General features: G+C 59.5%; 21 protein-coding genes. 11 read left to right on the forward strand and 10 right to left on the reverse strand.

Annotation, left to right across the window (positions count from 1 at the left end):
* Positions 1-100: 100 nt before the first annotated feature.
* The 7 genes from GQR96_RS02375 to GQR96_RS02405 all read left to right on the forward strand — a co-directional run bounded on the left by GQR96_RS02375 (position 101) and on the right by GQR96_RS02405 (position 6,815).
* Positions 101-1,234 (forward strand): amidohydrolase/deacetylase family metallohydrolase, encoded by a 1,134-nt coding sequence (locus GQR96_RS02375; RefSeq protein ID WP_065878168.1) that lies wholly within the window; start codon positions 101-103, stop codon positions 1,232-1,234.
* On the forward strand, positions 1,218-2,336 hold the full coding sequence (locus tag GQR96_RS02380; RefSeq protein ID WP_065878157.1) for a DgaE family pyridoxal phosphate-dependent ammonia lyase: 1,119 nt from the start codon (positions 1,218-1,220) through the stop codon (positions 2,334-2,336). Before GQR96_RS02375 ends, GQR96_RS02380 begins: the two co-directional genes overlap by 17 nt.
* The gene (locus tag GQR96_RS02385; RefSeq protein WP_004206507.1) at positions 2,333-3,073 is read left to right on the forward strand and encodes a 2-dehydro-3-deoxy-phosphogluconate aldolase; all 741 of its coding nucleotides are present in this window, start codon (positions 2,333-2,335) and stop codon (positions 3,071-3,073) included. Before GQR96_RS02380 ends, GQR96_RS02385 begins: the two co-directional genes overlap by 4 nt.
* A 66-nt stretch (positions 3,074-3,139) precedes the next feature.
* Positions 3,140-4,291 (forward strand): lactonase family protein, encoded by a 1,152-nt coding sequence (locus tag GQR96_RS02390; RefSeq protein WP_065878155.1) that lies wholly within the window; start codon positions 3,140-3,142, stop codon positions 4,289-4,291.
* A 22-nt stretch (positions 4,292-4,313) separates the two neighbouring features.
* The gene (locus tag GQR96_RS02395; protein ID WP_057212387.1) at positions 4,314-6,224 is read left to right on the forward strand and encodes a BglG family transcription antiterminator; all 1,911 of its coding nucleotides are present in this window, start codon (positions 4,314-4,316) and stop codon (positions 6,222-6,224) included.
* A gap of 77 nt (positions 6,225-6,301) precedes the next feature.
* Entirely contained in the window at positions 6,302-6,544 is a 243-nt protein-coding gene (locus GQR96_RS02400; RefSeq protein ID WP_002886901.1) for a type II toxin-antitoxin system RelB/DinJ family antitoxin, read from the forward strand.
* Positions 6,534-6,815 (forward strand): type II toxin-antitoxin system RelE family toxin, encoded by a 282-nt coding sequence (locus GQR96_RS02405; protein WP_064190102.1) that lies wholly within the window; start codon positions 6,534-6,536, stop codon positions 6,813-6,815. The genes GQR96_RS02400 and GQR96_RS02405 overlap by 11 nt, the downstream gene beginning before the upstream one ends.
* 3 nt (positions 6,816-6,818) lie before the next feature.
* Here the strand turns inward: GQR96_RS02405 and nrdG are convergent, their stop codons facing one another.
* From nrdG to treR, 5 genes are all read right to left on the reverse strand, one after another.
* Positions 6,819-7,283 (reverse strand): anaerobic ribonucleoside-triphosphate reductase-activating protein, encoded by a 465-nt coding sequence (nrdG, locus tag GQR96_RS02410; RefSeq protein WP_064190101.1) that lies wholly within the window; start codon positions 7,281-7,283, stop codon positions 6,819-6,821.
* Positions 7,284-7,593: 310 nt separating this feature from the next.
* Complete coding sequence (gene nrdD / locus GQR96_RS02415) at positions 7,594-9,732, reverse strand: anaerobic ribonucleoside-triphosphate reductase (RefSeq protein WP_004206513.1); 2,139 nt, start codon at positions 9,730-9,732, stop codon at positions 7,594-7,596.
* A 385-nt stretch (positions 9,733-10,117) separates the two neighbouring features.
* Entirely contained in the window at positions 10,118-11,773 is a 1,656-nt protein-coding gene (treC, locus tag GQR96_RS02420; protein ID WP_064178460.1) for an alpha,alpha-phosphotrehalase, read from the reverse strand.
* 51 nt (positions 11,774-11,824) lie between these two features.
* Complete coding sequence (gene treB / locus GQR96_RS02425) at positions 11,825-13,243, reverse strand: PTS trehalose transporter subunit IIBC (RefSeq protein WP_004206516.1); 1,419 nt, start codon at positions 13,241-13,243, stop codon at positions 11,825-11,827.
* A 130-nt stretch (positions 13,244-13,373) separates the two neighbouring features.
* Positions 13,374-14,321 carry a trehalose operon repressor TreR gene (gene treR / locus GQR96_RS02430; RefSeq protein WP_004206520.1) on the reverse strand — a complete coding sequence of 316 codons (948 nt, stop codon included), beginning with the start codon at positions 14,319-14,321 and terminating at the stop codon, positions 13,374-13,376.
* Between the two features lie 377 nt (positions 14,322-14,698).
* Between treR and mgtA the strand changes: the two genes are divergently transcribed.
* A complete protein-coding gene (gene mgtA / locus GQR96_RS02435; protein WP_004206521.1) occupies positions 14,699-17,407 on the forward strand; it encodes a magnesium-translocating P-type ATPase in 2,709 nt (902 codons plus the stop codon).
* A 73-nt stretch (positions 17,408-17,480) separates the two neighbouring features.
* On the opposite strand, the gene ridA is transcribed toward mgtA, so the two are convergent.
* The 4 genes from ridA to GQR96_RS02455 form a co-directional block, all read right to left on the reverse strand.
* Positions 17,481-17,867: a 2-iminobutanoate/2-iminopropanoate deaminase gene (ridA, locus tag GQR96_RS02440; protein WP_002886926.1), complete on the reverse strand. Its 387-nt coding sequence runs from the start codon at positions 17,865-17,867 to the stop codon at positions 17,481-17,483.
* Between the two features lie 152 nt (positions 17,868-18,019).
* On the reverse strand, positions 18,020-18,481 hold the full coding sequence (gene pyrI / locus GQR96_RS02445; protein ID WP_065904820.1) for an aspartate carbamoyltransferase regulatory subunit: 462 nt from the start codon (positions 18,479-18,481) through the stop codon (positions 18,020-18,022).
* Between the two features lie 14 nt (positions 18,482-18,495).
* Positions 18,496-19,431, reverse strand: a complete 936-nt coding sequence (gene pyrB / locus GQR96_RS02450; protein WP_004206522.1) for an aspartate carbamoyltransferase — start codon at positions 19,429-19,431, stop codon at positions 18,496-18,498.
* Between the two features lie 36 nt (positions 19,432-19,467).
* Positions 19,468-19,572: a pyrBI operon leader peptide gene (locus tag GQR96_RS02455; protein WP_002886930.1), complete on the reverse strand. Its 105-nt coding sequence runs from the start codon at positions 19,570-19,572 to the stop codon at positions 19,468-19,470.
* 194 nt (positions 19,573-19,766) lie between these two features.
* On the opposite strand from GQR96_RS02455, the gene GQR96_RS02460 reads away from it, so the two are divergent.
* Positions 19,767-20,219 (forward strand): YhcH/YjgK/YiaL family protein, encoded by a 453-nt coding sequence (locus GQR96_RS02460; protein ID WP_017900567.1) that lies wholly within the window; start codon positions 19,767-19,769, stop codon positions 20,217-20,219.
* 69 nt (positions 20,220-20,288) lie between these two features.
* Here GQR96_RS02460 and argF read toward each other — a convergent pair whose 3' ends face one another.
* Positions 20,289-21,293: an ornithine carbamoyltransferase gene (gene argF, locus GQR96_RS02465; RefSeq protein WP_017900566.1), complete on the reverse strand. Its 1,005-nt coding sequence runs from the start codon at positions 21,291-21,293 to the stop codon at positions 20,289-20,291.
* Between the two features lie 163 nt (positions 21,294-21,456).
* Between argF and rraB the strand changes: the two genes are divergently transcribed.
* Entirely contained in the window at positions 21,457-21,879 is a 423-nt protein-coding gene (gene rraB, locus GQR96_RS02470; RefSeq protein ID WP_004206524.1) for a ribonuclease E inhibitor RraB, read from the forward strand.
* 58 nt (positions 21,880-21,937) lie between these two features.
* Complete coding sequence (gene miaE, locus GQR96_RS02475; protein ID WP_004206526.1) at positions 21,938-22,702, forward strand: tRNA isopentenyl-2-thiomethyl-A-37 hydroxylase MiaE; 765 nt, start codon at positions 21,938-21,940, stop codon at positions 22,700-22,702.
* Positions 22,703-22,967 lie beyond the last annotated feature (265 nt).

Below are 22,967 nucleotides of genomic sequence, written 5' to 3' on the forward strand. Positions count from 1 at the left end.
GCTGCGCTTATCGGGCCTACAGGTCAGCGCGATGTGTAGGCCGGATAAGGCGGTACGCCGCCATCCGGCAACAGATTCACTCTTTCATCAGGAGATAGCTATGTTTGATTTACTCCTGCGCCGCGCGCGCCTCGTCGACGATACCCTGACTGATATCGCCATTCAGGACGGGAAAATCGCGGCGCTGGGCGAGATTAGCGCGCCCTCCCGTAAAACCATCGATCTGCAGGGCAACAGCTACGTCAGCGCCGGCTGGATTGACTCCCACGTTCACTGCTACCCAAATTCGCCGATATATCACGATGAGCCGGACAGCGTTGGCATCGCCACCGGCGTCACCACCGTGATTGATGCTGGCAGCACCGGCGCCGACGATGTGGACGACTTCTATCAGTTAACCCGCAAAGCGGTGACGGAAGTCTATGCCCTGCTCAATATCTCCCGCGTCGGGCTGATTGCCCAGAACGAACTGGCCAATTTGGCCAATATCGACGCCGAGGCGGTGAAGCAGGCGGTGCAGCGCCATCCCGACTTTATCGTCGGCCTGAAGGCGCGGATGAGCAGCAGCGTGGTGGGGGAAAACGGCATTACGCCGCTGGCGCGCGCCAAGACTATGCAGCAGGAAAACGGCGATCTGCCGCTGATGGTACACATCGGCAATAATCCGCCGAACCTCGATGAAATTGCCGAGCTGTTGAGTCGCGGCGACATCATTACCCACTGCTATAACGGCAAGCCGAACCGCATTCTGAATCCTGCCGGCGAACTGCGCAGTTCGATTACCCGCGCCCTGCACCGCGGCGTACGCCTTGACGTCGGCCACGGTACCGCCAGCTTCAGCTTTGAAGTGGCGCGCCGGGCGATTGCGCTGGGCATTCTGCCGCACACCATCAGCTCGGATATTTACTGCCGCAACCGCATCGACGGCCCGGTACGTTCGCTGGCGCTGGTGATGTCGAAATTCCTCGCTATCGGCATGACCCTGCCCCAGGTGATTGACTGTGTGACCGTCAGCGCCGCCGAGGGGCTGCGCCTGTCGCGTAAAGGGCGGCTGGAAGCGGGTTTCGACGCCGATCTAACGCTATTTCGCCTGGAGCGCCAGCCTACGCTGCTGGTGGATGCCGAAAAAGAGAGCCTCCAGGCAGACAACATTCTGGTGCCGCTGGCCGCGATCCGCGCGGGCAAAGGCTATCTGACCGAACAAGGGAGCGCGGAACATGCCTTCGATTTTTGAAAAATACCATTTAAAACAAGTTATTAACACTTCCGGCCGGATGACGGCGCTGGGCGTCTCCACGCCGCGCCCGGAAGTGGTGGAAGCCGCGATGGCCGGTATGAACCAGTACTTTGAAATGAAAGACCTGGTGAATAAGACCGGCGAGTACATCGCCAGGCTGCTGGACGTGGAAGGGGCGACCGTGGTCTCCTGCGCGTCGGCAGGGATTGCCCAGTCGGTGGCGGCGGTGCTGGTGAAAGACAGCGACTGGCTGCTGGAGAACCTGCACGTTACGCCGATAGAGCATAACGAAATCGTCCTGCCGAAGGGCCACAACGTCAACTTCGGCGCGCCGGTCGGCACCATGGTGGCGCTGGGCGGCGGTAAGCTGGTGGAAGCGGGCTACGCCAACGAATGCTCTGCCGAACAGCTGGCGGCGGCGATCACCCCGCGCACCGCGGCGATCCTCTACATCAAATCCCACCACTGCGTGCAGAAAAGCATGCTCAACGTCGCGCAGGCCGCGGAAGTAGCGCGTCAGCATCATTTACCGCTGATCGTCGACGCGGCGGCGGAGGAAGATCTGCAGTGCTACTACCGCATGGGCGCCGACCTGGTTATCTACAGCGGCGCGAAAGCGATTGAAGGGCCGACCAGCGGGCTGGTGATCGGCAAAACGCAGTACGTTGAGTGGGTTAAACGCCAGTCGATGGGCATTGGCCGGGCGATGAAAGTGGGTAAAGAGGGGATCCTCGGCCTGACCTGCGCCATTGAACACTACCTGACGGCGAGCAAAGAGAGCGGTGAGGAGATGGTGACGAAGATGACGCCGTTTATCGAACAGCTCAACACCCTCGACGGCGTTACTGCCCGTGTGGTATGGGACAGCGCCGGCCGCGATATCGCCCGCGCCGAAATCAAATTCGACGAAGCGGTGACCGGCGTGAAGACCGGCGATCTGGTTAACGCGCTGAAGCAAGGCGAATACGCCATCTACTTCCGCGGCTATAAAGCGAATGAAGGCATTATCGAAGCCGATGTCCGCAGCGTTAACGCACAGCAGCTGGCGGTGGTCGCCCGTCGCATCGCGGAAGTTCTGCACAAGGAGAAACAAGCATGAAACTGACCCCAAACTTTTACCGTGACCGCGTGTGCCTGAACGTCCTGGCGGGCAGCAAAGACAACGCTCGCGAAATCTACGACGCGGCGGAAGGTCATGTCCTGGTCGGCGTGCTCTCCAAAAATTACCCGGACGTCGCCAGCGCGGTGGCCGATATGCGCGACTACGCGAAGCTGATTGATAACGCCCTCTCCGTCGGGCTGGGCGCGGGGGATCCGAATCAGTCGGCGATGGTGAGCGAGATTTCTCGCCAGGTGCAGCCGCAGCACGTCAACCAGGTCTTCACCGGCGTGGCCACCAGCCGCGCGCTGCTCGGGCAGAACGAAACGGTGGTCAACGGCCTGGTCTCGCCCACCGGCACCCCGGGTATGGTGAAGATCTCCACCGGCCCGCTGAGCAGCGGAGCGGCGGATGGGATTGTGCCGCTGGAAACCGCCATCGCGCTGTTAAAAGATATGGGCGGCAGCTCCATCAAATACTTCCCGATGGGCGGCCTGAAGCACCGCGACGAGTTCGAGGCGGTGGCCAAAGCCTGCGCCGCGCACGATTTCTGGCTGGAGCCGACCGGCGGTATCGATCTGGAAAACTACAGCGAGATCCTGAAAATCGCCCTTGATGCCGGGGTGAGCAAAATCATCCCGCATATCTACAGCTCGATTATCGATAAGGCCAGCGGCAACACCCGCCCGGCCGATGTGCGCCAGTTGCTGGAGATGACCAAACAGTTAGTGAAGTAGTGCCCTTGCCCCTCTCCCTCAAAGGGTGAGGGGCAACTGATCCCACCGAACCATCAAGGAGTTACCATGCCAACCGCTCGTCACCTGCTTGTTGCTTCACTGTCTTTGCTTGCCGCCGGCGCCGCCGCGCAAACCCACTACGCCTGGATTGGCACCTATAATCCCAATGGCGAAGGTCTGTACCGCTTTACCGTTGATGGCCAAACCGGCGCGCTGCGGGACAAGGCGCTGGTGAGCTCGCTGGCGAATGTCGCGCAGCTGACCGTCTCGCGCGATGGCAAAACGCTGTATGCCGCCAGCGAGGTGGAGAAAGGCGTGGTGCAGGCGTGGCGCATTGAGAGGAACGGTGAGCTGACCGCACTCAATCAGGTCGCCTCCGGCGGCGCCGGGCCGGTTTATCTCTCCCTGACGCCAAACGGTAAACAGCTGCTGGTGGCCAACTACGTCAGCGGCAGCATCGCCGTGCTACCGGTCAAAGAAGATGGTAGCCTGGGTGAGGCGGTGGACAGGCATCAGGATGAAGGCCCGGCAGGGGCCGAACGCCCGGCGGCGGCCGTCGAGGGCAGCTTCGCCATCAGCGATCACAATGGCCCGCACGCCCATATGATCGCCGCCGATCCCAGCGGAAAATACGTTTACTCTACCGATCTGGGGCTGGATCGGATCTATCAGTACCGGCTGGATAGCGCCAGCGGCAAGCTGACGCCGAACGATCCGCCATTTATCGCCGCTTCGTCGCCGGGCGCCGGCCCGCGCCACTTCGTCTTTACGCCAAAGGGCGACGGCCTGTGGCTGATTAACGAAGAAGCGTCGACGCTGACCTTCTATCATCTGGAGCAGCAAAGCGGTCTGCTGCGCGAAGGCAAAACCGTCTCCGCGCTGCCGAAAGAGTATAAGGGCACCAGCTTTGCCGCCGGTCTGGCGCTGAGCAACGACGGCAAACAGCTGTACGTCGCCAACCGTCTGCATAACAGCATCGCCCACTTTACGGTGCAGGCCGATGGCCGCCTGAGCCACCAGGAGGATATCTGGACGCGCGGAGATTACCCCCGCACGCTGACCCTGGATACTCAGGGGCAGTGGCTGTACGTCATGAACCAGCGTAGCGATAATATTACCCGCTTCAGCGTGGCGCCGAAGGATGGCAAATTGACCTTTGTCTCAGACTACACGCCGGTCGGCAGCCCATCGCAGATGGTGATATCCGCCCAACCCTGAGCCGTAACCACAAGGAACTGACATGCGATTTCCCAACCAACGCTTAGCGCAACTCTTCACCCTGCTGCGGAATGAAACGCTGCCGCAGGATGAGCTGGCGCAACGCCTGTCGGTTTCCACCCGTACCGTGCGCGCCGATATTACCGCCCTGAATGCGCTACTGGCGCAGTATGGCGCGCAGTTTATCCTCAACCGCGGCAGCGGTTATCAGCTGAAAATTGATAACCCGGCGAGCTTTCAGACACTGGAGGAGGCGTCGCCGAAGGCGCAGCATGTCCCGCGTACCGCCCAGGATCGCATCACGTTTCTGCTGGTGCGTTTTCTGACGTCGGCGTTCTCCATCAAGCTGGAAGACCTGGCGGATGAGTGGTTCGTCAGCCGCGCCACGCTGCAGAACGATATGGTCGAGGTGCGCGAGCGCTTCCAGCGCTATCAGCTCACCCTTGAAACCCGCCCGCGCCACGGTATGAAGCTGTTTGGCAGCGAGGTATCGGTTCGCGCCTGCCTCACCGACCTGCTGTGGGAGCTGGCCCAGCAGGGCGGTATCGCGCCGCCGATCGGCGCCGAGGCCTTTGCCGCGGAGGTGCCAGCGCTGCTGGAGCCCGTGCTGCAGGAGACGCTCACCCGACACCATATTCGCCTCACCGACGTCGGCGAGCGCTTTATCTGCCTGTACGGGGCGGTGGTGGTGCGCCGCGTCAGCGAAGGCTACCCGCTGGCGGATTTCAGTGCTGAAGATGTGGCGCAGAACGTCCGTGATGCCGCGCGCGATCTGGCGGGCGAACTGCAGCGGCTGGCCGGTAAACCTTTATCGCCCGCGGAAGAAGAGTGGCTGTGCGTGCATATCGCCGCCCGTCAGGTACAGGACGTGGACCCGGAAACCATCAGCGCCGACGATGACGAAGCGCTGGTCAACTACATCCTGCGCTACATCAACAGCCAGTATAACTACAATCTGCTGGACGATGCCCAGCTGCACGCCGATCTGCTGACCCACATAAAGACCATGATCACCCGCGTACGCTACCAGATCATGATCCCCAATCCGCTGCTGGATAACATCAAACAGCACTACCCGATGGCCTGGGATATGACCCTCGCCGCGGTCTCCAGCTGGGGCAAATACACGCCTTATACCATTAGCGAAAACGAAATCGGTTTTCTGGTGCTGCATATCGGCGTCGGGCTGGAGCGCCACTACAACATTGGTTACCAGCGTCAGCCGCAGGTGCTGCTGGTGTGTGATACCAGCAATGCGATGGTGCGGATGATTGAGGCGATCCTGCAGCGCAAATATCCGCAGCTGGAGATCGCCGCCACTATTTCCCAGCGCGAGTACGAACAGCGGGACGCGATCGAGGCGGATTTTGTTATCTCCACGGTGCGGATCAGCGAAAAAGACAAGCCGGTAGTGACCATCGCGCCGTTCCCCACTGACTATCAACTGGATCAGATCGGCAAGCTGGTGCTGGTGGACCGCACCCGTCCGTGGATGCTGAATAAGTACTTCGATGCCGCCCATTTCCGGGTGATCGACACGCCGATGGATCAGCAAACGCTGTTCGCCGAATTGTGTCAGCAGCTGCTGGAGGAAGGCTTCGTCGATGCGGAGTTTCATGCTTCGGTGGTGGAGCGTGAAGCGATTGTCAGCACCATGCTCGGCGACGGTATTGCGCTGCCGCACTCCCTGGGTCTGCTGGCGAAAAAGACGGTGGTCTATACCGTTATTGCCCCGCAGGGCATCGCCTGGGGTGACGAAACCGCCCATATCATCTTTCTGCTCGCTATCAGCAAGCGCGAGTATGAAGAGGCGATGGCGATCTACGATATTTTCGTGACTTTCCTGCGCGAGCGCGCCATGAGCCGCCTCGCCACGACCCGCAGCTTCGATGAGTTTAAAACGGTGGCGATGGAATGCGTCAGCCGGTTTTGAGAGGCGTTTTCCAGATTCGAGTGTAATTCAAATGTAATGCTATAATGCATTACAAAATATCCCTTTCTGGAGGCATAATGGCCACGCTCAACGTTCGACTGGATGATAAACTCAAAAAAGAGGCTTATGCCGTGCTGGAGAAACTCGATATGACGCCAACGGAGGCGGTACGTCTGCTGTTTCAATACATTGCGGAAAATGGCCGCATGCCGGTGAAAAGTATGACCATCAGCGATGGCGAAGCGGCGTTGTTACGCACCGTTCGCGAGCGGCTGGAAAACCCACGGCCGGGGGTTAAGGTGAGTCTGGATGACCTATGAACTGGAGTTTGATCCACGAGCCTGGCGCGAATGGCAGCTTGGCGAGACGGTCAAAAAACAGTTCAAAAATAATCTCCAGCAGATTATGCAGAATCCGCGAATTGAGTCGGCCAGGCTGAGCGATTTGCCGGATTGCTACAAAATCAAGCTTAAGGCGTCAGGTTATCGGCTGGTGTATCAAGTACGAGATAGTGTGGTGGTGGTTTACGTTATTGCCATTGGCAAAAGAGAGAAAGCGGCCGTTTATCATCAGGCGAATAAACGGCTCTAAACGCTATCGCAAATGATGTACGACCTGGTTGCTGCTGCCGCGCCAGATCAGCGCCGGGTCTTTTAAATCCTGCACAAACTTACCGTCGACCAGCACGTTGATCAGGTTCACCACCTGCATCTGCGCCTCATTCAGCTCATCCAGCTTATAGCCGGTCCAGACCCAGATATCTTTGCCGGGGCATTCGGCGCGCACGCGCTGAACCAGCTTTAAGATCTCCGCGACGTTCTGCGGATGCAGCGGATCGCCGCCGGAGAGCGAAATCCCCTGGCGCTTGATGCGGGTGTCGTTGAGGTCGGCGATGATGCGGTCGGCCATCTCAGCGGTAAACGGCATACCGGAATTCACCCGCCAGGTGCTTTTGTTGTAGCAGCCGGGGCACTCATGGATGCAGCCGGAGACAAACAGGGTGCAGCGGGTGCCGGGGCCGTTGACGATGTCGACGGGGTAATACTGGTGATAATTCATTGTTTCCTCTTCTCATTTGCCGCTGCAGCAGCGTTGGCTGCGCTCGCTCGCCCGGGTCACTTACTCCAGTAAGCTCCCCGGGACTTACTCGTTTGCCGCCTTGCTACAACGCCAACTGATTTGAGGAAACCCACCTGGCTGTCTGGGATCCCTTCGTTTGCCGCCTTGCTCTGACGTTATTTGCTTTGCGAAAACGGAGGAGTGCGGCCATTTCCCGGCGTCGCTGCGTTCGGCCGGGCTACGACTCACCAGGCAGTGGTAGCCCGGATAAGGCGCTGCGCGCCGCTATCCGGGAAAAGCGCATTGTTCTTTAACCGATCTGCCCATTGCCCAGGTGTTTAACGCGGCGCTTCACTTCTTCCTGCTTGCCGGCGTTGAACGGACGCGCGTCCGGGCTACCGAGGTAGCCGCACACCCGGCGGGTAACGGAAACGCGGGAGGCGTCGTGGTTACCGCATTTCGGGCAGGTAAAGCCCTTGCTGGTGCACTCGAACTCGCCGGTGAAACCACACTCGTAGCACTCATCGATCGGCGTATTGGTTCCGTAATACGGCACATGCTGATAGCTGTAATCCCACACGTCCTCCAGCGCCTTCAGGTTGTGCTGGATGTTCGGGTATTCGCCGTAGCAAATGAAGCCCCCGTTGGCCAGCGGCGGATACGGCGCTTCAAAATCGATCTTATCGTACGGGTTGACCTTCTTCTCCACGTCGAGGTGGAAGCTGTTGGTGTAGTAACCTTTGTCGGTCACCCCTTCCACCACGCCAAACTCGGCGGTATCGAGACGGCAGAAGCGATCGCACAGGTTTTCGCTCGGCGTGCTGTACAGGCTAAAGCCGTAGCCGGTCTCTTCCTTCCACAAATCGACGGCGTCGCGCAGGCGTTGGACGATGGCCACCCCCTTCTCGCGCAGCGCCTCGCTGTCGTACATGTGCTGATTGCCGTACAGCGCGTTGATGGTTTCATGGATACCGATATAGCCCAGCGAAATCGACGCCCGGCCGTTTTTGAAAATCTCGGAGACGTCGTCGTCGGCTTTCAGTCGCACGCCGCAGGCCCCTTCCATATAGAGGATCGGCGCCACGCGCGCTTTTACCCCTTCCAGGCGGGCAATACGGGTCATCAGCGCTTTGCGCGCCAGCTGCAGGCGCTCGTCCAGCAGCGCCCAGAAGGCGGCTTCGTCGCCTTTCGCTTCCAGGGCGATGCGCGGCAGGTTGAGGCTGATAACGCCGAGGTTATTGCGCCCATCGTGCACCTGCTCGCCGTTCTCGTTTTCCCACACCCCGAGGAAGCTGCGGCAGCCCATCGGCGTTTTAAACGACCCGGTAACCTTCACCACCTGGTCGTAGTTGAGGATATCCGGGTACATGCGCTTGCTGGCGCACTCCAGCGCCAGCTGTTTGATGTCGTAGTTCGGATCGCCGAACTTATGGTTCAGGCCGTCACGGATCGCGAACACCAGTTTCGGGAACACCGCGGTCTTACGGTTTTTACCGAGGCCGGCAATGCGGTTACGCAGAATCGACTGCTGGATCAGCCGCGATTCCCAGCTGGTGCCGAGGCCGAACCCGAAGGTGACAAACGGCGTCTGGCCGTTGGCGGTATGCAGCGTGTTAACCTCATACTCCAGCGACTGGAAGGCGTCGTAGCACTCTTTTTCGGTACGGGCGCGGGCATAGCCTTCGGCATCCGGGATCTGCCACTCTTCAGCGATTTTGCGATGCTTGTTAAAGCTTTCGCTGACGAACGGCGCCAGCACTTCATCGATGCGGTTAATGGTGGTGCCGCCGTAAATATGGCTGGCGACCTGGGCGATGATCTGCGCTGTCACCGCGGTGGCGGTAGAGATAGACTTCGGCGGCTCGATCTCCGCGTTGCCCATCTTAAAGCCCTGGGTCAGCATGCCTTTCAGGTCGATCAGCATGCAGTTAAACATGGGGAAGAAGGGCGAGTAATCGAGGTCATGATAGTGGATCATGCCGCGTTCGTGGGCCATCACCACATCGTGAGGCAGCAGGTGCTGCCGGGCGTAGTGCTTGGCGACGATACCGGCCAGCAGGTCGCGCTGGGTCGGGATGACTTTACTGTCCTTGTTGGCGTTTTCGTTGAGCAGCGCGGAGTTGGTCTGCTCGACGAGGCCGCGGATCTCCTGATTGAGGCGGCCGCGCTTCTCACGCTGGCTATCGCGGTCATGGCGATACTCAATATAGGCGCGCGCCAGCTGCTTATAGGGGCCGGACATCAGCTGGTTTTCCACCGCGGTCTGGATCTCATTGATGTCGACCTGGGCGCGGCCCTGCATTTGTTGGCTAACGACTTCTGCGACGGTGGCGCAATAGTCTGCGTCATCGACTCCCGCTGCTTTAGCTGCACGCAGAATTGCTTCCTGAATGCGCTCTGACTTGAACGGCACTTTACAGCCATCACGTTTCATCACATGCGGTGTCATGATCACTCCATATATAGAACAGGTTATCCACAGAGGCGGAGGTTATCCCGAAGGCGCTGCGCGCTACGGCTCGTGCTGTTTGCCTTCAGATCCGGCCCGTTTTATCCACATCTCATCACCGCCAGACATCGATAAGATATGGTGACATAATAGACGATTAATACAACATGTAGGGCCGGGACGCATTTTAAGTTCTATATGTAGTGATTTGCATCAAAGATGTTTGCGATTTTATTGACCCAGAACAAGGTAAAAAGGTGAGAGTACGGATGATGGGCGCTGGCGATAAATGTAAATTTATCTGGCTGGAAAATAAGCAAAAATGCCTGGCGTTCGCCACCGGCGCCAGGCATGACATCCTCATCTCGGGAGGGCAGGGGATACCTTACGCCTGCAGCCACCATACCGCTTCGAACGGCCGCAGCGTTAGCCCGGTCGGGCGGGGCGTGGTCTCGGCATAGTTGCTGATGATCATCTTCCAGTCGCCTGGGGCCTCCTCTGGCTGCCAGGTCTGCAGGTCGCGGCTCAGGTTGGCGGCGACCACCAGCGTTTGTCCCTGCCACTGACGGCGATAACACCACAGCGACGGATGGTCAGGCAGGAGATCCTGATAATCGCCCCAGGTCAGCAGCGGCAGGGTTTTACGCAGCGTAATCAGCTGCTGATAGGCATAAAACACCGAATCGGGGTCCGCCAGCGCCGCCTCGACGTTGATCTCCCGGTAGTTATCGCCAAGGCCGATCCACGGCTCACCGTCGCTAAAGCCACCGTTCTCGCCACTATGCCACGGCATCGGCGTGCGGCTGTTGTCGCGCGATTTGCTGGCAAGGATTGCCAGCAGTTCGTCCGGGCTTTGCCCCTGCGCCGCACGTTCGATAAACATATTGTGGCTCTCGACGTCGCGATAATCGCTGATGCTGTTGAAGTGCGGATTGGTCATACCGATCTCTTCGCCCTGATAAATATAGGGCGTGCCCTGCATGCCGTGCAGCACCATCGCCAGCATCTTCGCCGCCGGCACCCGGTACGCGCCTTCGTCGCCAAAGCGCGAGACGATGCGCGGCTGATCGTGGTTACACCAGAACAGCGCGTTCCATGCCCGGTTGTGCATCCCCTGCTGCCAGTGGCGGAACAGCGCCTTCAGCGCCACATAGTCCGGGCGGGCGAGGGTCCACTTCTCCCCTCCGGGATAATCGACTTTTAAATGGTGGAAGTTAAAGGTCATCGACAGCTCGCGGCCGTCCAGCGCGGCGTACTGCTGGCAGTGTTCCAGCGAGGTGGAAGACATCTCGCCGACGGTCATCAGGTTACGCGGGGTGAAGACATCGCGGCTCATCTCCTGCAGGAACTCATGCACCCGCGGGCCGTCGGTATAGAAGCGGCGGCCATCCCCGTCCAGATCGCAGGGAAAGGTCTGGTCTTTTGAGATCAGGTTGACCACGTCGAGGCGCAGACCGTCGACGCCGCGGTCAGCCCAGAATTCGCAGACCTTTTTCAGCTCGGCGCGCACCGCCGGATTCTCCCAGTTGAGATCCGCCTGCTCAATGGCGAACAGGTGCAGATAATACTGCCCGCTGTCGGCGTGCCACTGCCAGGCGTTACCGCCAAATTTAGAGCGCCAGTTGTTCGGCAGGGCGTCCGGTTCGCCGTCGCGCCAGATATAGAACTGGCGGTAGGGACTCTCCTTATTCAGCGACTGACGGAACCATTCGTGTTCGGTCGAGGTATGGTTCAGCACCATATCCAGCACGATGCGGATCCCGCGCGCCTTCGCCTCCGCCACCAGGGCGTCAAAGTCGGCCATCGTGCCGTAGGAGGGATCGATGGCGGTGTAGTTCGCCACGTCGTAGCCGTTATCCACCTGCGGAGAGACGTAGAACGGCGTCAGCCAGATGGCGTCTACCCCAAGCTTTTGCAGATAGTCGAGGCGGGAGGTGACGCCGCGCAGGTCGCCGGTACCGCTGCCGGTGGTATCCTGAAAACTCTTCGGATAGATTTGATAAATAACGCCGTTTTGCCACCAGTGGGGGAGTTGATTCATAGTACTTTCCTGCTGCAACGAGGGGCGCCAAAGGCGCCCCGAAAGAAGAAGTTAGACAATCTGCAAGGTGCCCTGACGGTACTTGCGCTGATACACCACGGTGGTGAGGATAATCGGCACCACCACCGCGATGGCCATCGCCATGGCGTACACCTGCCAGTAGGTTGGCTGGATGGAGAGGATCCCCGGCAGGCCGCCGACGCCGATGCCGTTCGCCAGCACGCCGTTCAGGCCGCACAGCAGGCCGGCGAGGCCGGAGCCGATCATTGCGCACAGCATCGGGAAGCGGTACTTCAGGTTGATACCGTACATTGCCGGCTCGGTGACCCCGAGATAGGCGGAGATCGCCGCCGGCACCGAGATTTCACGTTCATTCTGCTTGCGGCTGGCGATGATGATGCCGACCACCGCCGATGCCTGGGCAATGTTGGACAGCGCAATCAGCGGCCACACCGGGGTGCCGCCCATGCTTTGGATCATCTGCATATCGATGGCGAGGGTGGTCTGGTGGACGCCGGTGATCACCAGCGGCGCGTAGAGGAAGCCAAACAGCGCGGCGCCGATCGGCGCGAAGCTGCCGGTTAACAGATGGCGTACCGCGAAGGCCACGCCGTCGCCGATCAGGCGGCCGAACGGACCGATAATGGCGTGCGCGAGGAACACCGCGAGGATCAGCGAGCAGACCGGGACAATGACCAGGTAGAGGTAGTCAGGCACGATGCGCTTGAGGCGCGTCTCGATAAAGCCTAAGGCCAGGCCAGCCAGCAGGGCCGGGATCACCTGCGCCTGGTAGCCGACTTTGGCAATGGTAAACAGGCCGAAGTTCCACACCTCCGGCACCTGCTGGCCGAGGAGATAGGCGTTCATCAGCTGCGGGGACACCAGGGTGACGCCAAGGACGATCCCGAGGATCGGCGTGCCGCCCATCTTCTTCACCGCTGACCAGCAGATCCCCACCGGCAGATAGAAGAAGATCGCCTCGCCAATCAGCCACAGGAAGTCATAGATGGTTTTCAGCGACGGGTGCATCTGGGCCAGCGTCTGGCCGTTGCTCATGGGTAAGTCGCCGATGACGTTGCGGAAACCGAGGATCAGACCGCCGCTGATCAGCGCCGGCAGCAGTGGGAAGAAGATCTCGGCGAAGTGCGAAATCAGCTGTTCATGCCACTTCATATTTTGCCGCGCGGCCTGTTTGACCTGCTCTTTATCGGCGGAAGTCTGGCCAGTGGTCGCCAGCAGGGCTTTGTAGTAATCGCCCACCTCGGTGCCGATGACCACCTGGAACTGGCCGGCGTTAGTGAAGCATCCCTTCACCATGCGCAGCTGCTCAATCTCTTTTGGTCTGGCGATGGCCGGGTCGTTCAGCACAAAGCGCAAACGGGTAATACAGTGGCTGACGGTGGCGATATTGCCGCGCCCGCCCACCAGTTCGATCAGTTTATCGATGTCCTGCTGGTTTACTTTGCTCATGATGAAGCCTCAAAAACAGAGGGGAGAGATGCCGTTTTTACCTTGAGGGCATCCTAACCGTTCCGCTTAATTTGCAAAATGGGAACGTTCCCGAAACCCAGCGACGATCACATAAATCGCCCGAACGAGATTAATTCAGGGCGGCGGGAATGACGATCTGGCGGGGATCGACGCTGCCGGCGATCTGCTCGATCAACTGCCGGGCGGCCCGGCGTCCGGACTCGGCATAGCCCGGATCGACGGTCAATATTTCCGGGTGGAGAAACTTCATCAGCGGCGTGCTGCCGACGCTGGCGAGCTGCAGCGCATCGCGGCCCTGCTGCTGGAGGTACTTACTGGCGCCGAGGGCGAGGGTATCGGTGGCGCAGACCAGGGCGCTGGTCTCGGCCGTCAACACGCTGGCGACGGTGTCATACCCCTGCTTCATGCCCAGCCCCGGCAGGGCGGCGGTGGGCGTCAGACGATGCTTTTTACAGAAGGCGAGGTAGGCGAGATGGCGGCGTTCGCCGGTGGTGACGTCGCTGTGCGGTACGCCAAGGAAGCTGATGTGGCGATGTCCGCGTTCGTAGAGCCGCTGCATCAGCAGCGTGATGGCCCCCTCGTCGTCATAGCACACCGAGGCGAAGCCGGGGGCGTCGCGGGCCATCAGCACCAGGGTGTCGCGCCAGGGGGCGAGCATCGCCTCGTCGATGCCGGTAAAACCGAACAGTACCACGCCGTCAATATTACGCCGGGCGAGCATGCCGAGATGCTCCTCCACCAGCCCCGGGGAGAACTGACTCTCCATCATAATCGGGTCGTAACCCTGCTCATAAAAGGCGGGCAGCATGGTCTGCACGGCGAGGTTTTCCGACAGCGAATCGAGACGGGTGACGATAATCGCCACCACTTTATCGCTCTGGCCGCGCATGGCGCGGGCGGAGCGGGAGGGCGAGAAACCGTGCTGCTGCATCACCGCTTCGACGCGCTCGCGGGTCCGTTCGCTGACCCCGCTCTCGTTGTTGAGGACGCGGGATACCGTTGATTTCCCTACGCCGCTTAAGCGCGCGATATCTTTGATGGTCAGCCGGTTCTGCATGCGGAATTCTCGTCAGGGGGTAGAAGTGAGCATAATGCTACTCAACCAAACCGCAATGAGCAAAGTCTGGTTTACGTTCGGTTTAGTTGCGCGGGTTTATCATCGCCATTATTGCCACACAATCCTTAACGAGGGCGCTATAATCCGCGCCGTTTATATTCACTTACCGGAGATAGTTATGGACCCCGATCCCACTCCTCATCCTCGATGGAGCAACCTTTCTTTCCGGTAAGCCTGTTTAACACTGCTTTACCGGAAAGCGTAAAGCAGTGACGTCCTTGATGTCCCTGCCATAAAAATAACATGCCTGACAGGTAGGTTTTGCTACGCCCGTCGGCAACGCTGCGTTCGCTTTGGCGAGCGCGGAGGGACTGTTTATGCTGAAAAATTATACCCGGCAGCTGTTCGCACAGCTTAGCCGCCATCTGCCACGCCGTTTAGTCCAGCGCGATCCGCTGCCGGACGCCCGTCATCTGGCGAGCGGCCCCATTCCTGAGTCGCTGGGCAAACAGTGTCTGGACGTGGCGGCGATGGACGACCAGGAGATCTGGCGCGCCTTTGACAGCCACCCAGAAGGGCTCAATGAAGGCGAAGTGGCGGCGAAAATCCTCAAACACGGTGACAACCAGATCCCGGCGCAGAAGCCCTCTCCGTGGTGGGTGCATCTGTGGACCTGCTACCGCAACCCGTTCAATCTGCTGTTGACGGTGCTCGGCATCGTCTCCTATTCCACCGAGGATCTGTTCGCCGCCGGGGTTATCGCCCTGATGGTGGGGATCTCGACGCTGCTCAACTTCATCCAGGAGGCGCGCTCGACCAAAGCGGCGGATGCGCTGAAGGCGATGGTGAGCAATACCGCCACCGTGCTGCGGGTGGTCAACGAGCAGGGGGAGAGCCGCTGGCTGGAACTGCCTATCGACCAGCTGGTGCCGGGCGACATCATCAGGCTGTCGGCGGGAGACATGATCCCGGCCGACCTGCGTATCCTGCAGGCGCGGGATCTGTTTGTCGCCCAGGCCTCGCTGACCGGCGAATCGCTGCCGGTGGAGAAAGTGGCCCGCAGCCGCGATCCGCTGCAGCAGAACCCGCTGGAGTGCGACACCCTGTGCTTTATGGGCACCAACGTGGTGAGCGGCTCGGCGCAGGCCATCGTCTTCGCCACCGGCGGCCACACCTGGTTTGGTCAACTGGCCGGCCGCGTCAGCGAGCAGGAGAGCGAGCCGAACGCCTTCCAGAAAGGCATCAGTCGGGTGAGCATGTTGCTGATCCGCTTTATGCTGGTGATGGCCCCGGTGGTGCTGCTGATCAATGGCTACACCAAAGGCGACTGGTGGGAGGCGGCGCTGTTCGCGCTGTCGGTGGCGGTTGGCCTGACGCCGGAGATGCTGCCGATGATCGTCACCTCGACGCTGGCGCGCGGGGCGGTGAAGCTGTCGAAGCAAAAGGTTATCGTGAAGCACCTCGACGCCATTCAGAATTTTGGCGCGATGGACATCCTCTGCACCGATAAAACCGGCACCCTGACCCAGGATAAAATCGTGCTGGAGAACCATACCGACGTCTCCGGCAAGGTCAGCGAGCGGGTACTGCATGCCGCCTGGCTCAACAGCCACTACCAGACCGGCCTGAAAAACCTGCTCGACACCGCGGTGCTGGAGGGCGTTGAGCTGGAAGCCGCCCGCGGGCTGGCGGCGCGCTGGCAGAAGGTAGATGAGATCCCCTTCGACTTCGAACGCCGCCGCATGTCGGTGGTGGTGAAAGAGCAGGACGACGCGCATCAGCTGATCTGCAAAGGGGCGCTGCAGGAGATCCTCAACGTCTCAACCCAGGTGCGCTACAACGGCGATATCGTGCCGCTGGACGACACCATGCTGCGCCGCATTCGCCGGGTGACCGACACCCTCAACCGGCAGGGGCTGCGGGTGGTGGCGGTGGCGACCAAATATCTGCCGGCCCGCGAAGGCGACTACCAGCGCGCCGATGAGTCGGACCTGATCCTGGAAGGATACATCGCCTTCCTCGATCCGCCGAAAGAGACCACCGCTCCGGCGCTGAAAGCATTAAAAGCCAGCGGCATCACGGTGAAGATCCTCACCGGCGACAGCGAGCTGGTGGCGGCCAAGGTGTGCCATGAAGTGGGGCTGGATGCTGGCGAAGTGGTGATTGGCAGCCAGATTGAAGCGATGAGCGACGACGAGCTGGCGGCGCTGGCGAAACGCACCACGCTCTTCGCCCGCCTGGCGCCGCTGCATAAGGAGCGTATCGTGACGCTGCTGAAACGCGAAGGCCACGTGGTGGGCTTTATGGGCGACGGCATCAACGACGCCCCGGCGCTGCGCGCGGCGGACATCGGCATCTCGGTCGACGGCGCGGTGGATATTGCCCGCGAGGCGGCGGATATCATTCTGCTGGAGAAGAGCCTGATGGTACTGGAGGAGGGGGTGATCGAAGGACGCCGCACCTTCGCCAACATGCTTAAGTACATCAAAATGACCGCCAGCTCCAACTTCGGCAACGTCTTCAGCGTGCTGGTGGCCAGCGCCTTCCTGCCGTTTCTGCCGATGCTGCCGCTGCACCTGTTGATTCAAAACCTGCTCTACGATGTCTCCCAGGTGGCGATCCCGTTCGATAACGTCGATGATGAACAGATCCGCAAACCGCAGCGCTGGAACCCGGCCGATCTCGGGCGCTTTATGGTCTTCTTCGGCCCGATCAGCTCGATTTTCGATATCCTCACCTTCGGCCTGATGTGGTGGGTGTTCCACGCCAATACCGTGGAGATGCAGACCCTGTTCCAGTCCGGCTGGTTTATCGAGGGGCTGCTGTCGCAAACGCTGATTGTGCACATGATCCGCACCCGGCGCATTCCGTTCGTCCAGAGCCGCGCCGCCTGGCCGCTGTTCGCCATGACCCTGGTGGTGATGGCGGTGGGGATCGCGCTGCCGTTCTCGCCGCTGGCGGGCTATCTGCAGCTGCAGGCTCTGCCGCTGAGCTACTTCCCGTGGCTGGTGGCGATCCTGGCGGGCTATATGGTGCTGACCCAAACCGTCAAAGGCTTCTACAGCCGCCGCTACGGCTGGCAATGAGGGGAAGGTTTACGGATGACCCACGTAAAAAAGGCAGCCTGCGGGCTGCCTTTTTTCATGCCGAGGTTAGCGATCAGCGACGCACGGCGATGGCTTCGATCTCGATCTTCACATCTTTCGGCAGACGCGCCACTTCAACGCAGGAGCGCGCCGGGAAGGTGGCGTTGTGCTCGGTGAAGAACGCTTCGTAAGTGGCGTTAACGGTAGCGAAATCGTTGAGGTCTTTGACGAAAACGGTGGTCTTGACGATATCGCCGACGGTGAGGCCAGCGGCTTCAACGATCGCTTTCACGTTGTTCAGCGACTGGCGCGCCTGTGCGGACACGTCTTCCGGAACGCTGCCGGTTTTCGGGTCGACCGGGATTTGGCCAGAGGTGATGATCATGCTGCCGAGGTCAACGCCCTGAACGTATGGGCCAATCGCTGCTGGTGCATTTTCCGTCGCAATAGTTTTGCTCATGTTATCTCCAGATGAACTGAGTAATGTTACGCAAAATCATTCAGGTTGCCGCCAGGCGATAAGCGCTGTATCGCCGGCGCAGACGCCGCCTGAAGGACGAAGCGTAGGGTGGTAGCCATTATAGGGAGGCCTACCACCAATACCAACCGCATTTAGTTGGCCAGCACCACATAATGAGAAAACTCTTTTTCGCAGTATTTACATTTGAGTGCGATGTCATCAGCGCGCTTTTTCACTGCAAAACTGGAAGAAACCGGTTCGGCGTGGCTGATACAGTTGCTGTTCGGGCAGACCAGCACGCTGTCGATACGATCCGGCAGGCTCGGGCGGGATTTGCCCACCACTTCGTAATCATCAATGCGGTTTACCGTCGCCTGCGGGGCGTATAACGACAGCTGGTTAACCTGCTCGTCGGTCAGGAAGGTGTTCTCGATTTTAATCAAGTCTTTGCGGCCCATCTCGCCGGAGGGCAGGTTCAGGCCGATGGTGATGCGCTGGTCGGTTTCGGTCAGTTTGAACAGGGTGAGCAGCTTAAAGCCGACCTGCGCCGGGATGTGGTCGATCACGGTGCCGCGTTTGATCGCTTCTACCTGCAGTTTATTGTCGTGTTTCATCTCTCATTTCCCCCTTACAGAGCCAGCTCGCTATTCAGTACCAGTGCCAGTAACGCCTGGCGGGCGAAGATGCCGTTACCGGCCTGCTGGAAGTACCAGGCGTGCGGCGTTTTATCGACATCGGTGGTGATTTCGTCAATGCGCGGCAGCGGGTGCAGCACCTTCATGTTAGCGCGCGCCCCTTCAAGGTCGGCGGCGCGCAGGACGAACTGCGCTTTGACGTTGGCATATTCCGACGGATCCAGACGTTCTTTCTGCACGCGGGTCATGTACAGAATATCCACTTCCGCCATTACGTCGTCGATGGCGCTATGCAGGCTCCAGGCGATACCTTTTTCATCCAGCATATCGAGGATGTATTGCGGCATGGCCAGCGCGTCCGGGGCGATGAAGTAGAAGCGGTTGCCGCTGAACTTGGCCAGCGCCTGGGTCAGGGAGTGGACGGTACGGCCATACTTCAGATCGCCGACCATCGCCACGTTGAGGTTTTCGAGGCGGCCCTGGGTCTCCTGAATGGTGAACAGGTCGAGCAGGGTTTGGGTCGGGTGCTGGTTAGCGCCGTCGCCGGCGTTCAGTACCGGCACGCCGCCGGAGAATTCGGTCGCCAGACGGGCCGCGCCCTCCTGCGGATGACGCATCACGATGGCATCAACGTAGGTGCTGATGACGGAGATGGTATCCGCCAGCGTTTCCCCTTTTTTGCCCAGCGAAGTGTTGGCGCTGTCGGAAAAGCCGACCACGCTGGCCCCCAGGCGGTGCATCGAGGTTTCAAAAGAGAGGCGGGTGCGGGTCGAGGCTTCAAAGAAACAGCTGGCGATAACCTTATGCTTCAGCAGCTCGGGTTGTGGATTGGCTTTCAGCTTTGCCGCCGTCGCCAGCACCAGTTCGAGGTCTTCGCGGCTGAGATCGTTTATGGAAATGATATGTTTTTGATATAGCGGGTTAGCCATGCTTATCTCCTGACGCCTGGGCAAAAAAAAAGCCCCTTAAATAAGGGGCTTCGGGAATCCAATGAGCAACGGAAAGAAAAACGGCAGGCCAGCGTCTGCATTGAGACGCGCTAAGACAGAATGTCGTACGCAATTGGCCATGCTTCCTCCCGGCAAAACGACTGGCATTATACGCAGACCGTTATGACGATCAAGCGATTCATTCACAATCAGGTAATCGTTTGCCTGCAGAAAAGTGCGCCAGCGCAAAGAACCATGAAACTGTACTGGTATGGCAGCGGCGATGGGGGTATAAAACGCAAAAATGAAATATTGTTTTATATTTGAGGTAAGCGATGATTATTGGCAATATCCACCATCTGCAGCCGTGGCTGCCGGCCGCGCTGCGCGAGGCTATCGAACACGTTATCGCCCATGTCAGCGAGGCGACGCCGCTGGGTAAACACGATATCGACGGCGACAACCTGTTTTATCTGATTTCCGAAGACACCACCGAGCCGCAGGCCGCACGCCGCGCGGAATATCATACCCGCTATCTCGATATCCAGATTGTGCTCCGCGGCAGCGAGGGGATGACCTTCAGCACCTTGCCGGCAGGAGAGCCGCAGACCGACTGGCTGGCGGAGAAAGACATCGCTTTCCTGGCGGAGGGGACGCAGGAGCAAACGGTGATCCTTAACGAAGGGGACTTTGTGGTGTTTTATCCCGGGGAAGTGCATAAACCGCTGTGCGCCGTGGGCGCGCCGGCGAAGGTGCGCAAAGCGGTGGTGAAGATGCTGATGGCGTAACGCAGCGCCCTGACGGGCGGTATCCCGGATACGCGCCGCGCGATCCGGGATTTGACGGCGAGCGAAGGACTATTTGCTCAGCGTCGCCACCATCACCGCTTTGATGGTGTGCATCCGGTTTTCCGCCTGGTCAAAGACCACGCTTGCCGCCGACTCAAACACCTCGTCAGTCACTTCCATACCGCCGTGCAGGCCGTAATCGGCCGCCATCTGTTTGCCCAGCGTGGTCTGGTCGTCATGGAACGCCGGCAGGCAGTGGAGGAACTTGACCTGCGGATTGCCGGTCAGCGCCAGCATCGCGCTGTTAACCTGATAGTCGCGCAGCAGGGCGATACGTTCGGCCCATTTTTCCTTCGCCTCGCCCATTGAGACCCAGACGTCGGTATAGATAAAATCGGCGCCTTTCACCCCCGCGGCGATATCTTCCGTCAGGGTGATGTTGCCGCCCTGCTGTTTCGCCAGCGCGGTACAGGTTTCCACCAGCGCGGCCTCCGGCCAGCAGGCCGATGGCGCCACCAGGCGCAGCTCCAGACCTGTCAACGCGGCGGCTTCCAGCATCGAATTGCCCATGTTGTTGCGCGCGTCGCCGGCGTAGACCAGCGTCATCTGGTTAAAGGCTTTGCCCGGCAGATGCTCTTTCATGGTCAGCAGGTCCGCCAGCAGCTGGGTGGGGTGGAACTCGTTGGTGAGGCCGTTCCACACCGGCACGCCGGCGTATTGCGCCAGGGTCTCCACCACTTCCTGGCCGTGGCCGCGGTACTGAATGCCGTCGTACATCCGTCCGAGCACGCGGGCGGTGTCCTTGATCGACTCTTTATGGCCAATCTGGCTGCCGCTGGGCCCCAGGTAGGTCACGCGGGCGCCCTGATCGTATGCGGCAACTTCGAAAGAGCATCGTGTACGGGTTGAGTCTTTTTCGAAGATGAGCGCGATGTTTTTCCCTGCCAGTTTCTGGACTTCGATACCGTTTTTCTTATCGGCTTTCAGCTTTGCCGCCAGCTCGAGCAGAGCGGTGATTTCTGCAGGCGTAAAATCGAGTAACTTTAAAAAATGCTTCTGGTAAAACGCAGACATGGTTCCCTCACCTGGCATAGGCCACTAATTGAATTAAAATTCAATTTATATGTATGAATATTCATTTGCAAGTCTGTGATCGAAATCTTTCACTGAGAAGTGGAGGCAATGACGGCGGTATGTGACAATAGGGATAACTGCCGCACATTATGAGGAACGAGCCATGGCAAACCCGGAACACCTGGAAGAACAGCGTGAAGAGACGCGTCTGATTATCGAAGAGCTGCTGGAGGATGGCAGCGATCCGGACGCACTGTACACGATTGAGCATCACCTCTCTGCAGACGATTTCGAAACCCTGGAGAAAGTGGCGGTGGAAGCCTTTAAGCTGGGCTACGAAGTAACCGAGCCCGAAGAGCTGGAAGTGGAAGAGGGTGAAGTGGTCATCTGCTGCGATATTCTGAGCGAATGCGCCCTGAACGCAGAACTGATCGATGCCCAGGTGGAACAGCTGATGACGCTGGCAGAAAAATTTGACGTCGAGTATGACGGGTGGGGCACCTACTATGAGGACCCCAACGGCGAAGAAGACGGCGATGATGACGAAGATTTTGTCGATGAAGACGACGATGGTGTTCGTCACTAAGTCGCAGATGTTGTAGATGGATACGGCGGCGCCAGCCGCCGTATAGCAAGGAACTTCCATGGATTACCCGCAGATACTCTCCCCGATTATCAACTTCCTGCACTGCCCGACGCCGCAGGCGTGGATTGACGAAGCCCGCAAGCCGGAAAACCTGCCGCTGCTGCTGACCGACCATATGGTGTGCGAACTGAAAGCGGCGCAGAACGCCATGCTGCTGGTGCGTCGCTACGTCGCGGATAAAGCCGACGCCGATGAGCTTCTGGACTGCCTGAAGCCGTATGAAGACTTCACCTACCGCCGGGGGCCGGAGCCGGATTTTGTCGCTCTGCATAAGCGGATCAACAAAAGCGCCATGCCGCAGACCGACGACCCATGGGGCCGTCAGCTGCTGGACAGCATGATTTTGCTGATTAAAGAGGAGCTGCATCACTTCTGGCAAGTGCGGGAGATGATGCTGGCGCGCGATATCCCCTATGTCAAAATCACCGCCAGCAACTATGCCCGCGGCATGCGACGGGAGGTACGCTCACATGAGCCGGTGATGCTGATCGATAAGCTCATCTGCGGCGCCTATATCGAGGCCCGCTCCTGCGAGCGCTTTGCGGCGCTGGCGCCGTGGCTGGACGACGATCTGCAGAAGTTCTATCTGTCGCTGCTGCGCTCGGAAGCGCGTCACTATCAGGACTACCTGGATCTGGCGCAGAAGATTGCCGGAGAAGATATCAGCGAGCGGGTACGCCAGCTCGGCGAGGCGGAAGCGGCGCTGATCCTCCGTCCGGAGGCCGAGTTCCGCTTTCACAGCGGCGTGCCGGCGGCGGCGTAGCCCACGCTATTCGGCCCCTGTAGCCCCGGTAGCCACTAACACCGGCAGTTTCATTAGCCATGGGGAGAGATAGCGTTGAGAGCTTCAGCTCGCAATAGTACGGGCAGTAGGTTGGGTAAGGCGTTAGCCGCCACCCGACAAAAAAACGGCACCGCAAGCACGGGTAAGGTGCAAGCAGTGCCATCCGGGACATACCCCGGCTCGCGCTGCGCTTAGCCGGGCTACCGAACTGTAGCCCCGGTAAGCGTAGCGCTACCGGGGACGC

This window comes from Klebsiella sp. PCX (assembly GCF_021869705.1).
In the GTDB taxonomy this organism is placed as follows: Bacteria; Pseudomonadota; Gammaproteobacteria; order Enterobacterales; family Enterobacteriaceae; genus Klebsiella; species Klebsiella quasipneumoniae.